The sequence below is a fragment of the Paenibacillus sp. QJM3NY_38 genome (assembly GCF_056173265.1).
This window is the reverse complement of the sequence record NZ_CM149665.1, coordinates 4,842,311-4,857,635: the sequence shown is the minus strand read 5'-3', so window position 1 is coordinate 4,857,635 and position 15,325 is coordinate 4,842,311. Positions and strand designations below refer to the sequence as shown.

Genomic DNA, 15,325 nt, shown 5'->3' with positions numbered 1-15,325 from the left:
TGTTTTTTAGCAGCAATTAGAGAAGGGATTGTGGTTATGGGTTACCAGCTGACCGAACGGGTGATCAAGCTATTATGCGGAAAGACCTCTTACGATCGCGGCGGGGTTTTATATAGAGATGGACATGTTACGATGTTGAAACAAGATACGGACACTCGGAAATACGAGGCTGAAGTGACGGATCAGGAGCCGGGTATCGCCTATGCCGAGATTGACTCGAACGGGGATGTATTCACGGAATGCACCTGCATCGATTATGGATTCTCCCGGAAGCGATGTAGACATATTGCGGCTCTGCTCTTGAATATCCGTGATATTGAGCAAACGGTGGAAGCACCAATCCGCCCTTATCCATCGTTATTACATCTTTCTGACGGCGGGAATAATGGAGACGGGCAATTAACACCTCGGTACTCTCCGGAGCATGAGAGAAGCTCGGACGAAGGGGAGCAGGATGCGCGGCTCAGCAGCCAGCTGCTCGGATTGTTCTCTTATTCTGCAGGCCGGAGGGCTACGGCAGCATCCAGGTTTGACACACGAGAAGTTCTGGAGATGGAGTTCATTTTCAAGTTATATCCTTACGGAAATCGGAAATACCTGTTCGGCGTTGAACTGCGAATCGGTAAGAAACGTTTGTACATCGTGCAGCGGATCCGAGAGTTTCTGGCGTGTGTAAAGCACGGAGAGGCCTGCATGTTCACGAAGAATTTCACGTACGATCCGGAGCAACACAGCTTTAAAAAGGAGGATGATGATATTCTCCAGGAGCTGATTCGTATATACGAGCATGAAAGCATGTTTAAACAGTCACTGGACATGTATGCTCCGCATGGCAAAAACGGAAGCAGCGACCGAATGCTGATGATTCCTCCCACTTTTTGGCCTGAGGTAAGGGAACGATTATCCCATTCGAACCATTCCCTGTTGTCTTTGGACGGGATCCTCACGGATAAGCTGGAATTCGTTCAAGATCCGATCCCCCTTCAATTCGAGTTTGATGAAGCCGGGGATGATCACTACCTGATGAAGATTGAGGGATTGGAGCGAATGATCGTTCTGGAGGGCTACGGCCTCGTCATTGTGGACGGTAAGCTTATTCAGCTTGAATTGGATGCTTGCAGAAGACTCTCCGAGATGAAGCATCTGCTTGAGAATTCGAATAAACCGCATATCCGGATTCAACCTGAGATGATGGAGTCCATTATGGAACGGGTGGTTCCGGGACTGATGAAGCTTGGAAGTGTCCACGTGGCACAGACCGTGTCGGACCGCATTGTCAAAACGCCTTTAAAAGCGAAGCTCTATCTGGACCGGGTGCGTGGCCGGCTTTTGGCCGGACTCGAATTTCAATACGGAGAAATCACCATTAATCCGTTGGAGGGACATCGCGCAACACACAGCAGCAGCTCAATCCTCGTTCGCGACGGAGAGCAGGAGCAGCGGATTCTTGAGCTTATGGAGAACGCCTCCTTTGCCAAAACGGATGGCGGTTTTTTCATGAACGATGAGGATGCCGAATACGATTTTCTGTATCATACGATCCCGGAGCTGGAGAAGCTGCTGGTGGTTTATGCAACGACAGCCGTGAAGGAACGGGTGCTTACTGAACCGATGGGAGCCAAGGTGCGGGTGGAGGTCGACGAACGGACGGATTGGCTTGAATTGAAGTTTGACATGGAGGGGATTCGGGAAGCCGAAATCCGGGAAATCGTCAAATCGCTTGAAGAAAAACGCAAATATCACCGGTTGCGAAACGGAGCGCTGCTTCCGCTGGAGAGCGCCGAGTTCCAGGCCATGGTTGCCTTAATGAACCGGGTAGGGCCTTGGTTATACGAAGGGGAGGGCAAACCGTTTAAAATGCCGGCAGTCCAAGGACTTCAGCTGCTGGATTGGGAAGAAGCGGGATCCACGGTTCAACTTGGCCGATCCTTACGCCGAATGCTGCAGCACGTGAAGAATCCGGATCATTTGGATTTTGCTGTGCCGCCGAGCCTCGAACCGGTCCTCCGGGATTATCAGAAGTTTGGCTTCCAATGGATGAAGACGATGGCCCACTACCGCTTCGGCGGCATCTTGGCCGATGACATGGGCCTCGGTAAAACCATTCAGAGCATTGCTTTCATTCTGTCGGTGCTCCCGGAGATCAGAGAGCGCAGCGAACCTGCACTTATCGTGGCGCCTGCCTCACTGCTCTATAACTGGTTTAATGAGCTCCAGAAGTTTGCGCCCGAGATCAAGGCCGTCATTGCCGATGGCACTCAGACCGAGCGGACTAAGATTATACAGAATGCGGGGAACGCAGATGTCATCATTACTTCGTACCCGCTGCTCCGCAGGGACGTTGAGCGGTATGCGAAGCTGCCGTTCTTAACGTTAATTCTGGATGAAGCCCAATTCTTCAAAAATTACACAACGCAAACGGCTCAGGTTGTCAAAACGCTTCATGCCCGTTATCGGTTTGCACTGACAGGCACCCCGGTCGAGAACCGATTGGAGGAGCTATGGTCCATATATGATGCCGTATTCCCGGCACTCTTTGGAGATCGAAAAGCGTTTCAGGAATTGCCGAAAGAAACCGTGGTGAGGCGGGTGCGTCCCTTCCTGCTTCGCAGGCTGAAATCGGATGTGCTCAAGGAGCTGCCGGAGAAGATCGAGACGGTTCAGGCATCAAGCCTGCTGATCGAACAGAAGAAGCTCTATACAGCCTATCTTGCGAAGTTAAGACAGGAGACGCTCAAGCATTTGGCGCAGGATGGATTTCAGAAAAGCCGGATTCGCATCCTGGCGGGCATTACCCGTCTGCGCCAGATCTGCTGTCACCCAGCCCTATTCGTGGAAGGCTATGAGGGCAGTTCGGCCAAGTTTGAGCAGCTCCTGGAAACCATTGAGGAATGTCGTCTTGCAGGCAGAAGGATGCTGGTATTCTCCCAGTTTACGGGGATGCTGAATCTGATTGCCGGGGAGCTCGGATATCGGGGAATCCCGTTTTTCTACCTGGATGGACAGACTCCGGCATCGAAGCGCGTGGAGCTGTGCGAACGCTTCAACGAGGGAGAACGGGAGGTGTTCCTCATCTCGCTGAAGGCAGGCGGAACGGGGCTGAACCTGACCGGGGCCGATACGGTGATCTTGTATGACCTGTGGTGGAATCCGGCTGTGGAGCAGCAGGCGACGGACCGGGCCCATCGCATCGGACAGAAGAAGGTTGTGCAGGTGATACGGCTGGTGGCTCAGGATACCATCGAGGATAAAATGGTTGCTCTGCAGCAGAAGAAGAAGGATCTGATCGAGGAACTGGTTCAGCCGGGAGAAGAGTCGCTTCCAAGCTGGACCGAGGCGGAGATCCGGGAGCTGTTGTCCCTTCAGAGCTAAACTCATGGGTATGGATGGCGCTCGATTGCAAAAGATGACAAGGAGTTGTTGTTTTGAAAAAAACAATGTTTCTCATACTGGCAGCCGTGTTGGTCGTCATCAGTTACATGCCGCTGTTCCTGGGTGGATATGTATACAATGAAGAGCAGGCCTTGCGGCGCTTGCATCCTGCGTATACCGGGGATAAGTTATACGAGAGAATAGGGGATCATCACAAGCTGATCGTCTGGCATGATGGCAACGTGAAGATGGTCACCCTTATGGAAAGTAAATGGGGACTGCTGCACCGTGCTTCGAACTCGGTCGTTCTGGAACGGGGATCCGAAGATGAACCCTTTACTCGGATCTGGTCGGCTAGCCGTCGCGGGGAGGATATGTATGATACCTTACTGGCGGTCGAGACTTCAGAGAACGAGAGCAGGAAGATCATCGTGACCAATGAGCCATGGGATGATGAGCCGATCGATGATCTGGATCAGATCAAAGCCTTGTCCGGGGTCTACATTGAAATGGACGTCGAACAAGGATATGCCGTTCATTATGAACAGCTGCCTGCCGATCAAATCGGAGGTTTTATATTTCGAAGTATCGATTCCGAAGGGAATATTCTCTCCGTTCATCCTTAGCTCATGGGCGGAGAACATAAACGCTGATATAATAGCTGTATAAGATTGATGTTACGTATACTCCAGTTATAGAATAGGACGGTTTCCGGGATGATATCTTTTTTACTAACGTTAAAACGTCTTTTCAGCGGTCTGTTTCGAGCGTTTAAGCAGCGGTATTTTGTAGCGCTGTTTGTTCTGATTGTCATTATGCTCATATCGGGCACGATGTTTTATACCAGGCAGGAAGGGCTATCGGTGCTGGATGCTCTGTATTTCTGCGTAGTGACTTTAAGCACGGTAGGTCATCCGGAATTCGTGCCGCAGACGCCGCTTGGTAAAATATTCACGATGGTCTACATTGTCGTCGGAACGGGTTTATTCCTGGGGATGGCCGGACAATTGGCGTATGCCTTAATCCGAACGAATCAAAGGGATGAGTAGGACCTAAGGAATTCCGAATGGAAAATAGGAAACGCCCAGGTGATTGAGCTGTGACCCGATATGTGGAAGGTTCATAGAATAACTGTCTGGACTTAACTAGCAAGCAGATGACCTCTGAATTTGTTGTCAGGGGTCATCTTTTTTATGCCAGGAAATATGTTATAATTTTGAAATCAAACACTTCCATTATAAACCAATCGTGGGTAGCAGGCGTTATATATATGAGAAGAAATCGAAGAGGGATGAATCTATGACACTCAAATGGTTGGATTGGGCAAAAGAGATACAGGCGATCAGCCAGGCCGGACTGGAATATACGAAGGATGTCTATGACATGGAACGGTTTGAGCAGCTGAGGGAGCTTAGCATCGAGATCATGCATGAGTATACGGAAGCAGGCGACGAGAAGATCCGTACGCTGTTTGCGAGCGAAACCGGATACCAAACGCCGAAGGTGGATGTCCGTGGTGTTATTTTTCAAGACGGAAAGCTGCTGCTGGTGAAGGAAAAGGCCGACGGGGCTTGGGCATTGCCCGGAGGATGGGCGGACATCGGTCTATCGCCTGCCGAAGTTGTTGTGAAGGAAGTGAAGGAAGAAGCGGGTTACGACGTGCGTGCAGGGAGGCTGCTGGCCGTATTGGATAAGAAATTTCATAACCATCCGCCTTCGGCCTTCCATGTGTACAAAATGTTCATTCAGTGCGACATTACGGGCGGAGCTGCAGGCGTGGGGACCGAGACGTCCGCTGTCGGTTTTTTCCGCCAGGACGAACTGCCTCCGCTGTCTGAGGAACGGAATACGAAGGAGCAATTGCAGCGAATGTTCCAATTCGAGAACAACCCGCATCTGCCGACTTGGCTGGATTAATCCATATAACAAAGGAGCGTAGACAATGTGAAGGGCTTTAAACCTTATAAGGACGTACCGGATGAAACAGAAATCAGGCGTAGATTCCATGGACGGATCAATATTTTCTTTTTCAGCGCATTTTTAATCTTTTGCGTCATTATCGTTCGCATGGCCATATTACAGTTCGTGGAGGGACCGGAGCTGGCAAGCCAGGAAACCGGGGGGGAGCAGAAGCATTTCCCGCTGCAGCCGATCAGGGGGTCCATCATCGATGCATCCGGCACCAAGCTAGCATACTCTACGGCTTCAAATTCACTATATATCACGCTCATGAAGGATTACAGCAAGAAGACGGACAAAGGAAAAGAAAACCGGCCGGAAGCGGAGGAGATGGCGAAGCGGCTTGTCCAGGCGTTTAACAAGTATGGGGACCCCAAGGCGGAACCGATAACGGTGAAGAAAGTGATTAAAGACCTGGATTTGGAATATATTAAGCATCATGGTTATGAACCGAGACGCATCAAGACGGATTTGACGAAGGAAGAGATCGCTTATTTCATGGAGAATCGTGCCAAGTTTCCCGGCATCCAGATCGTGGAGGAGAATGTAAGGCACTATGATCCGGATACGGTGGCCGTTCAGACGATCGGGTACTTAAAGAAGTTCAGAGGCTCCAAAGACCTTAAGGTTTATGAGGCTATTGATCAGAGCAACAAGGATCAGAAAAATCCCGGCTTGATCTACACGGAAGAAGAGTGGATTGGCTATGACGGATTGGAGCAGATGTTTCAGGAAGAACTGCGCGGCAAGAGCGGGTATCTCAGCATTCCGATCAATCCGCAGAATATGGTGGACGGCGTACCGACGATGATCGCTCCCGAAAAAGGCCTTGATATTCACACCACGATTCATAAAGACATTCAGCTTGCCACGGAGCAGGCCATTATGGATCAGCTCCAATATCTTCATACTCATCCGGTATCGGGTAAGTTACATAAGGATGCCTTAACCGGATATGCGGTCGCCATGGAGGTGGATACCGGTAATGTAGTCGCGATGGCGAGCATGCCGGATTACGACTCGAATGTGCGGGTAAATGGTGGCAAGATTACGCAGGATGTCGTAGACTCGTCGGGAAACGGGACTATTACGATCTATGGATCAGGTCGCTCGGGAAACGGCTTTGAATCCATGATCTTTCTCGGTTCCGTCATTAAACCGCTGACGGTGCTGATCGGGCTTAATGAGGGGTTATTTGGCATTAATGACACTTATCCTGATCAAGGGTACGCCACCATAGGTCGGGAAGGAAGCGAAACGAGGATATCCAACTCGGGCGGTCATCGAAACGGCCCCATCAAGCCGCAGTTAGCGATTCAGCAATCCTCGAATGCTTTTATGATTGATATGATCGGCAAAAGGCTTGTCAATAAGTATGGCGGGGAGAAGGGCGTTACGGTCTGGGATAAGTATATGGAGAAGTTTGGTCTTGGCGTCGTAACGGGGAGCGGTTTGCCCAACGAGCATAAAGGATTGAAAAATTATACCGATACAAAAGCAGCGGGAAGTAATCTGGCGGCGTTAGCCTACGCTTCCTTCGGTCAGCAGGGTAAATACACCCCTCTACAGCTTGCTCAATACACGGTGATGCTGGCGAATGAAGGCAAGCGCATCAAGCCGCAGCTGGTCAGCAAAATCACGGACCAGGATGGCAAGATAATCAAGAAATTCGGGCGCGAGGTTCTGAACGAGGTCGAGTTCCCCAAAGCGTATTGGCAGACCGTCAAGCGGGGGATGAATACGCAGGGGCTGGCAGCCTTCGAAGATTTTAAATATGATTTTGCCCGCAAAACAGGTACATCCGAGCAATCATATAAAGGTGTTAACCTTGATAACGGCGTCTTCATCGCCTTTGCTCCGCGCGACAACCCGAAATTGGCGGTGGCCGTGGTTGTGCCGGAGGGCGGCTTCGGCTCGCAAAGCGCCGCGCCGATTGCAAGGAAGATATTCGATGCTTATGACGAAGTCTACGGACTTGACGGAACGCCACATCCGAACAAGACTGAGGAGCAGACGAAGGATGGCGGCGAAGAAGAGACAGGGGACAATCGATAAGAAACGTAGACGCAGAATCGCGTTAAGATTAGTGATGGGAAAAGGGGCGATAAAGCAATGATTTTGAATGTAATTATTCTTGTTACAGCTGTCCTGTTAACCGGTTATTTTTCAATAAAATATCGCTTGTGGAAACGCATATAACAAACGGCAGGTTGTAGAGGCGAACTTGATCCTCTCCAATCCTGCCTTTTTTGTATCTCATTCAATCAATAAGGATTGCTCCTGATCTTCAGCACTTCCGAGAGAAAGGTAAGGGCCAGGCCTTGGCCCCAGCCTTGGATTCGCTTATCGGGCACGCCTCTGTAACCTGCGGCGTCTTTCATGACGGCCGTTCCCGCGGATACGCCGGTTACGGTACCATCCTCGGTAATCTTGGCCAAGATGCCGTCAATCGATTTCTGCGTGTATTTATTGTAGATGCGTCCCTTGGTCAGCAGGGCGGCGGCGATGCCGGCCGAGCCGGACGTTTCAAGCGGAGACTGCGGATCGGTCGTGATCGTATGCCACAGACCGGATTCATGCTGCAGCCGGACCAGGGCGCTGAGCTGATCGCGCAGCGATCCTTCGATGATCATGAAGGAAGGATGCGTAACCGGCACGAGTTCCAGGGCACGGGCCATCGTGATGGCGGCCCAGGCATTGCCCCGGCACCAGAAGACGCCTGACATATGGTTGCCGGCGATGTTGTCCCAGCCGTGGTAATAGAGATTCGTAACAGGATCCTGCAGGCAATCCTCATGGCCATGATACTGCTTCAGGCCATCCTCGAAGTAATCCTCCCGGTCCAGCATCACGCCGATCCGAAGCAGGAAGTAGCCTGCCATGAACATTGTATCGACCCATGCCTGCTCCGGAAATTTATACGTTTCGGAGTTCACCGTATGCTGAAAGATGCCGTTGCCGAAACGCAGCGCATCATGCGTGAGAAACTCGGCCATTTCCTTGGCCGTTTCAATATACCGCTCATCTTCATAAACCTCGTATAAGGTCAGCAGGGAGTGGCCGATGGAGACACCGTTGACGGACAGCTTGGGCAGACCTTCTTCCATATTTTCGTCGACCCAGGCTTTCAGCTGTTCCAGATATTCCTTTTTGCCGGTGGCCTTGTAGGCTTCGCATACCCCGTAAAAGGCGACCCCGCCCGGCCAGTCCCAGCTGAAGTCCATGCGAAAGGTCCGGTCAACCACGCGGTCTATAACATTCTCAATCTGTTGATCATCAAATACAAGTGCAGGCATGATGAGAAACTCCCTTCATATTCTATTTGCTTCTATCTGTATGAATTACCCTTTCAATCCCGTCGTGCTGATCCCTTCCACGATATATTTCTGGAAGATAAAGAAGACGATGACGACCGGCAGCAGCGATAAGGTAGCCATAGCAAACATGCCGCCCCAGTTATTAAGCGACTCCCCGTCAAGGAACAGCTTCAAGGCAAGTGACACCGGGTATTTCTCCGGATTGTTCAAATAAATGAGCGGATTGATGAAATCATCCCATCTCCAGTAGAAGGAGAAAATCGAGCACGTGATCAGAGCGGGTACGATCAATGGCACAACGATCCGGAAAAATATCCCGTATTTGCTGCATCCGTCAATCTTGGCGGCTTCATCCAGTTCCTTCGGAATGGTGCGGATAAATTGCATGATCAGGAAGATGAAGAACGGAATGCCAAAGAATTGGGGAACGATTAACGGCTTGAAGGAAGACAGCCAGCCGAATTTGGCGAACATGACATATTGCGGGACGATCACAACGTCATGGGGCAGCATCATCGTTATCATCATGCAGGCGAACCAGAACTGCTGTCCGAAGAACTTGGTCCGAGCCAATCCGAAGGCGACAAGCGCCGAGGAGGCGACGGCCCCAATGGTGGAGATGATGACAATGATAAAAGAATTTTTAAAGAAGGTACCGAAGGTAGTCCCGGCAAAACCCTTCCAGCCTGTAGCATAATTCGAGAATTCCAGCCGACTCGGAATCAAGCTGTAAGCTGTCGTGAATATTTCATGATTGGGTTTAAGCGAGCTGGCGACCAGCCACAGAATCGGATAGGTCATGCCGAGGGCGAACAATCCGACCAGGGTATGGTAGAGAACACGTCTGGATTTGGTCATAACCGTCAATCTCCTTTCGACTCGTAATGAACCCAGCGGGTGGATGATCTGAAGATGAGCAGGGTCAGGACACCAACGATAATGAGCATGATCCAGGCAAGCGCCGACGCGTATCCCATCTCAAAATGCGAGAACGCCTTGCGATACAAATAGAGCGAATAGAGCAGCGTCTGGTCCAGGGGCCCGCCTTCTCCGCGCGAAATAATGTAGGCCGGAGTGAAGGTCAGGAACGCCGAAATCGTCTGGAGCGTCAAATTAAACAAAATAATGGGGCTGAGCATAGGCAGCGTAATCTTGAAAAAGCGATGGACCGCATTGGCACCGTCCACGCTGGCAGCCTCATAGTAATCCTTCGGGATATTTTTCAAACCAGCCAGAAAAATGATCATCGAGGAGCCGAACTGCCAGATAGACAAGGCGATTAGTGTCCATAGCGCCGTACTCGGATTCCCGATCCAAGAGGTCGTGGAATGGATCCCGAAGAGCGAAAGGGCAGAGTTCACGAGTCCCTTGTCGCCAAAGATCTGCTGCCACATGATAGCCACGGCCACGCTTCCGCCAATGAGAGAGGGCAGGTAGAAGGCGGAGCGGTACAACCCTACGGCTTTGGTTGCGGTATTCAGAATCATGGCAACGAAGAGGGCGAATATGAGTCGCAGGGGAACGCTGGCGAATACATAGGTGAATGTGACCTGAAAGGACTTGCCGATCTTGTCGTCCTCCAGAAACAACCGCTCATAATTCCCCAAGCCCAGCCATCTTGGCGCTTCCATCAGATTGTAATTGGTGAACGAATAATACAGGGACGACAGGATTGGATATAAGGTAAAGATGAGAAAACCAAGAACGAACGGCGCTGAAAACACGTAACCGGTGATGTGCTCGTTCTCACGGAGCCTCTTCATAGATTTCAACCCCTACGATTCAGATTTGGTTGCGCCCCGTGCAGGGGTCACTGATGTAAAAAGGCATCTCTTGCACGGGAAAGACGTGCCGGAGATGCCTTGTCTAGCCGTGTCCTGGTTATTGCTGAGATCTGGCCAAGATGGCATTCGCTTCCTTGCGGAACTCGGCCGCGGCATCTTCGATCGAGATTTTCTTGAACAGGATGCGTTCGCTGAGATCTCGCAGCAGCTTCTCGATCTCCACCGCGCCGATCGGGTTAGGCGGATCGCCTGGCGTGCTGTTGGCCTCAGCCCAAGTAACATAGTCGAAAATTTTGGCTTCGTTCTCGGAGAGGAGCGGCTTGAGCGCTTCCTTCACCTTGGCGGATACGGGAACGCCGCGTTCGCCCTTGATCAGCTTGTTGGCCTCGATGTCGTTAATGAAGAAGCTGATGAATTTGGCGGCTTCTTCTTTATGCTTGGAGGTTTCGGTGACCGAGAAATACATCGAAGGTTTCAGGAAGAGTCCTTCTTTTGTTCCGGGTCCCGGCATCGGATTCAGCTCTAATGGACGATCGGTTACCAGATTGGCCACGGCGAGGAATTGGTTGGACCAGCCGGTGCCTGATATAGAGTTGCCAAGGACAATTTCATCCTCTTCGGCTACGCCTTTCTTCTGGGCTTCCTTGTCCAGGGACAGGATATATCCGTTGTCGTACCATTTCTGGTAGCGGGTGAAGTAATCGATAAAAGGCTGGTCGTCGCTGTATCCGATGGTTTTGCCGTCAGCGCTGTACATTTTCTGCCCGATGGTTCTTAGGTAGTACGGGAAGAAGACGTCATGCCGGTAAGCAAAGCCTCCGATTTGCAGGCCTTTTTCTTTGGCTTGGGCCCCCATCTTGTCCATGTCGTCCCAGGTCCATTCCTTGGACGGAATATCGATGCCGTTCTTCTTCATCGTCTCCACGTCGAATGTAGTCTGGAGTGCGTTCACGCCGAGGTTCATGGCAACCAGCTTGCCGCTAACCTCACCGCCGCTCAGCGCATTCTCGCTGACATCGGCGACATCGAGCTCGCCGCTCTCGGTAAACGGCTTCAAATCCGCCAGCTGATTCCGGCCTGCATATTGATTCAGGTAGGAGATGTCCATCTGGATAATGTCCGGAAGTCCGCCGGCCACCGCTTGGGGAGCAAGCTTCTTCCAATAGTCATCGAATGGAGCATACTCCGGCTCAATGGTGACATGCGGATTCTGGGACTCATACATCTCGATGACCTTCAAGGTATAATCATGCCGGGACTGACCGCCCCACCACGCAATGCGGAGCTTGACCGGATCCTTGCTATCGCTTGCAGCCGCCGGCGGCGTTTCCGTTCCGGTTCCGCCGTTTGCCGGTGGTTCTGCGGCGCCGCCGCCCGAACAGCCGATCAAACTTCCGATCAGGGAAAACATCAGAACCGCGTTTAACACTTTTTTCATTCCATTTCCTCCCCTTTGTTAATCAACCATTTCATGTCGCTTCAAATGTTAGTGCTTACATTCCCAATTATCTAGTTTTTGCGGGGAAAGAGTAAGGAAAAAAACCGTGCAATTTGTTTAAAAAGCAGAGATGTACGTACAAGTTAATCACTCTTTTTCATATATTCAGAGGGTGTACAGCCAATCTGTTTCTTGAACACTTGGCTGAAATATTGAGGATTATCGCCGAAACCGAGCCGTTCCGCCATTTCAAAAATTTTGATATCGGGATTGCTTGCCATCATTTCGGTTGCGCGCTTCATCCGAAGCTTCATTATGTAATTGGAGAACTTCTCGCCGGTCTCCTTCTTGAACAGCTTGCCGAGATAGTCGGCGTTCATATACAGCATGTCGTTTGCCACCAGATTAAGGGTAAGCTCCGAGTTCCCCAACTGCTCCTCGATAATCTCAACCACCTTGCGGACGATGGCATTATATTTGACCTTGTTTTGCTCGAAGTTTCGCAGCGTGATTTCCCGTACCGTTTTCTCCAAGAAAGATTGAATGGCTTGAAGCGTACTCATCTCGGCGATTTCCGGAATCCGTGCATAGTGTTCTTGCATCCCATCCGGGTCTGTTAGACGGATGAGGGATACATATTGCTGAATGACATAGGATTTGGTCATGTCGATACTAAGCTGCGCATGCTTCAGCTCCTGAACAAATTCGGCCAAGGCAAGCTCCGCTTCGTTGCGGTGGCCGGATCGGACCGGCATGCACAGGCGTTCCTCGTCGAGGACAAACGTTCCTTCCAGGCCGCCTGCGTGCAGCGTATCTTCCGTCGTGATCATCCCGCTCTCATCCAGATAGAAACGGTAGTTCAAGCATTGCAGCGTATCACGGTACAGCTTCCGGACCAGGGTAACAGGCCCGGGATCGCTGATCGCGATTGTGACGTCCATCTTGTAATACTGTTTAAAAGTACACCGGATATCCTGCAGCTGCTCATGGAGCCGCTGCTGATCATGTTGGTTCTCGATGAGCACCAGTACATGCTGTCCGATCGTCGTACTCAGCAGCGTTGTGTCCAACAGATCCTCCGCAATGTTCTTCACGGCAAATTGATGCTCGTATTCGACCGTGCCCTCCAGCTGGAACAATAGCAGCCGGACGGGCTGATCGAAATCGTATTCGAACAGGCTTCGGTACTCCTCCAGATCATGGCGCCCATAGGTCTTGTTGGTGACAAACTCTTTGAGCACCTGTTCTTTGACATGGGGCAGTACCTTCCGGAGCCGGTTCTTCATTTCCTGGACAAACGTTTCCTTGTTCCGGTCCTGGGTCAACTCGTTGATGACCTCTTTCAGCGCTCCTCCGATCTTGACCTCGTCGGTCGGCTTCAGCAGATAATGCTTCACGCCGTATTGCATGGCGCGGTTGGCATACTCGAATTCGCCGAAGCCGGACAGCAATACGAATTTGATATGAGGATGGGAGGCGTGGGTCTTGGCAACGAGCTCCAGACCGTCGAGCCCGGGCATGCGAATGTCGCAAACGACGATATCCGGGCTCTCCCTGACGATTTTTTCATATGCTTGAAATCCGTTCTGGGCCGTGCCAGCCAGCTCGGTTCGGTATGATCGCCAGTCCACCATCTGAGATATGCCATCCAGTATAATCCGTTCATCGTCCACAAGCAGAACTTTGTACATCCGAATCCCTCCGTTATTTGGGTAAATACAGAATTACACGGGTCCCAGGACCCGATCCGCTGTCAATGGACAAACCGTAGTGGTCGCCAAAAGCCAGCTTGATTCGTTCATCGATATTTAACAGTCCGATCCCGTTACCGCTGGTGGCTAAATCGCCATTTCGCAATTGCGTCAAGGTATCTGGTGCCATGCCGGGACCGTCATCCTCCACGATGACGCAGAACGCGGAAGGTGTCTCCTTGCAGAACAACGAAATTTGACAAGGGTCAACGGACGGCTCAAGCGCATAATGAATTGCATTTTCGAGCAGAGGCTGGAGAGACAGCTTGGGGATTTTGCGGTGCAGATCCTGCTCCTTAACATCCAGCGTAAACTCTAGTCGGTCTTCAAACCGGAACTTCTGTATGAGGACATAGTTTCGGACAATCTCCAGTTCTTCACCCAGTGTCAGAATCGGCTCCTTCAGACTGACGGAGTTACGGAGAAGGAAGGCTAACGCTTGCACCATGTCGGAGATTTGGGTTTGCTTGTTCATCTTCGCCAGCCAGTTTACGGATTCCAGCGTGTTATACAAAAAGTGGGGGTTGATTTGCGCTTGCAGCGCTTTGAACTCGGTCTCTTTGATCAACAACCGGTTTGAATAATTCTCGGTGATGAGGGCATTGATTCTTTCGATCATGAGACGGAATGTGCGATGCAGCAGGCCCAACTCGTTCATGGCGACAGGGGCGGCGTCCTGCGGGAGCACGTTGGCTTCCGCAAAGTTTCCTTTTTCCGCGAGCTTCATCCGGGTGATGAGACTTTCGATAGGACGTGTCAGACCCCGGCTGAATCGGATGCCGAGCAGAATCGCAACCGCGAAAATAACGGTGAACACGATGATGACAAGCTCTTTAATGAATATGATTTGCTTGAAGGTTTGGTTAAAGGGTGTAACATTCATATACGTCCAGCCCGTGTTGCCAGATCGATTATGTGCGATAAAGTAGGTATGGCCATCGATTTCCCGGGTTAGGTACCCGTTTCCGGACGACAGGGAGGATTGAATGACGACCGGATCGAAGTGCGGCGTTGCGGGATATATGACATCGGTACCGGAAGTTACGATCAGGTCGCTTTCCCCGCCGGCGGACTTCCGGACGATTTTGTCCATATTGATGCGTATGATGATGGTACCCAAATAGTTAAGATCGAACAAAGTGCCGGAATAGGATCTTATTTCCCGGGAAAGTAGAAGGGCAGAATCCGTATCGTCAGGGTATATCCAGCGCTCTCCCCCGTCCGCGTCCCCGGCAAGCTGAAGAATCAGCTCCTTCTTGGCAGGATCAATCGGGACAACACTGCCGACGTCCTGCTGCTGATCATACGAATCGATCAGGTGAATGGAGTAGAGCATGGGCTCGGAGCCTACGTAATTCAGGAGGCGGTCCACCAAATGCTGCCGGAGGATGAGCCTGTCATAGTCGGATTCGCTTCCGGCGATGGAACGTAATATATTCTGGATCTGGGTATCGGTAATGATATTAAAAGATAACTGTTCGATCCGCTCGAGCTCTGCCTCAATCGCGGAGGAAGACAGGTGAAGGACCTGGGATGATTTGAGGTACAGCTGCTCGTCGTAGATGGAGAAGGCATACTGCTGGACGATGACGGCGAACGTGAATGCCACGGCAACAATTAAGCTGATAAGAAGGGAAAGCTTATTTTTGATTTTCATATTTTTATAAATCGTTATCCATTTTTGCACGGCAACGTCTCCTTGCG

Annotated in this window: 11 protein-coding genes; 5 read left to right on the top strand and 6 right to left on the bottom strand. The window is 51.1% G+C overall.

The features are described 5' to 3' along the window. Positions 1 to 36 precede the first annotated feature (36 nt). From AC0VZ8_RS22345 to AC0VZ8_RS22325, 5 genes are all read left to right on the top strand, one after another. Positions 37 to 3,372, top strand: coding sequence for a DEAD/DEAH box helicase (locus AC0VZ8_RS22345; RefSeq protein ID WP_475484420.1), 3,336 nt, complete (start codon positions 37 to 39; stop codon positions 3,370 to 3,372). A gap of 53 nt (positions 3,373 to 3,425) precedes the next feature. Further along, on the top strand, positions 3,426 to 3,998 hold the full coding sequence (locus tag AC0VZ8_RS22340) for a hypothetical protein (RefSeq protein ID WP_260065892.1): 573 nt from the start codon (positions 3,426 to 3,428) through the stop codon (positions 3,996 to 3,998). 90 nt (positions 3,999 to 4,088) lie between these two features. Then, positions 4,089 to 4,421 (top strand): potassium channel family protein, encoded by a 333-nt coding sequence (locus tag AC0VZ8_RS22335; protein ID WP_475484419.1) that lies wholly within the window; start codon positions 4,089 to 4,091, stop codon positions 4,419 to 4,421. 250 nt (positions 4,422 to 4,671) lie between these two features. Next, positions 4,672 to 5,289 carry an NUDIX hydrolase gene (locus tag AC0VZ8_RS22330; RefSeq protein WP_475484418.1) on the top strand — a complete coding sequence of 206 codons (618 nt, stop codon included), beginning with the start codon at positions 4,672 to 4,674 and terminating at the stop codon, positions 5,287 to 5,289. Positions 5,290 to 5,316: 27 nt separating this feature from the next. Further along, on the top strand, positions 5,317 to 7,386 hold the full coding sequence (locus AC0VZ8_RS22325; protein WP_475484417.1) for a peptidoglycan D,D-transpeptidase FtsI family protein: 2,070 nt from the start codon (positions 5,317 to 5,319) through the stop codon (positions 7,384 to 7,386). A 209-nt stretch (positions 7,387 to 7,595) separates the two neighbouring features. Here the strand turns inward: AC0VZ8_RS22325 and AC0VZ8_RS22320 are convergent, their stop codons facing one another. From AC0VZ8_RS22320 to AC0VZ8_RS22295, 6 genes are all read right to left on the bottom strand, one after another. Beyond that, positions 7,596 to 8,627 (bottom strand): glycoside hydrolase family 88/105 protein, encoded by a 1,032-nt coding sequence (locus AC0VZ8_RS22320; protein WP_475484416.1) that lies wholly within the window; start codon positions 8,625 to 8,627, stop codon positions 7,596 to 7,598. Positions 8,628 to 8,672: 45 nt separating this feature from the next. Further along, positions 8,673 to 9,449, bottom strand: a complete 777-nt coding sequence (locus AC0VZ8_RS22315; RefSeq protein WP_373456890.1) for a carbohydrate ABC transporter permease — start codon at positions 9,447 to 9,449, stop codon at positions 8,673 to 8,675. 62 nt (positions 9,450 to 9,511) lie between these two features. Further along, positions 9,512 to 10,411 (bottom strand): carbohydrate ABC transporter permease, encoded by a 900-nt coding sequence (locus AC0VZ8_RS22310; RefSeq protein WP_009589786.1) that lies wholly within the window; start codon positions 10,409 to 10,411, stop codon positions 9,512 to 9,514. 118 nt (positions 10,412 to 10,529) lie between these two features. Continuing rightward, on the bottom strand, positions 10,530 to 11,870 hold the full coding sequence (locus AC0VZ8_RS22305) for an ABC transporter substrate-binding protein (RefSeq protein ID WP_220684519.1): 1,341 nt from the start codon (positions 11,868 to 11,870) through the stop codon (positions 10,530 to 10,532). 143 nt (positions 11,871 to 12,013) lie between these two features. Further along, complete coding sequence (locus AC0VZ8_RS22300) at positions 12,014 to 13,561, bottom strand: response regulator (protein WP_475484415.1); 1,548 nt, start codon at positions 13,559 to 13,561, stop codon at positions 12,014 to 12,016. Between the two features lie 13 nt (positions 13,562 to 13,574). Beyond that, positions 13,575 to 15,308, bottom strand: a complete 1,734-nt coding sequence (locus AC0VZ8_RS22295; protein WP_475484414.1) for a cache domain-containing sensor histidine kinase — start codon at positions 15,306 to 15,308, stop codon at positions 13,575 to 13,577. Positions 15,309 to 15,325: the final 17 nt, after the last annotated feature.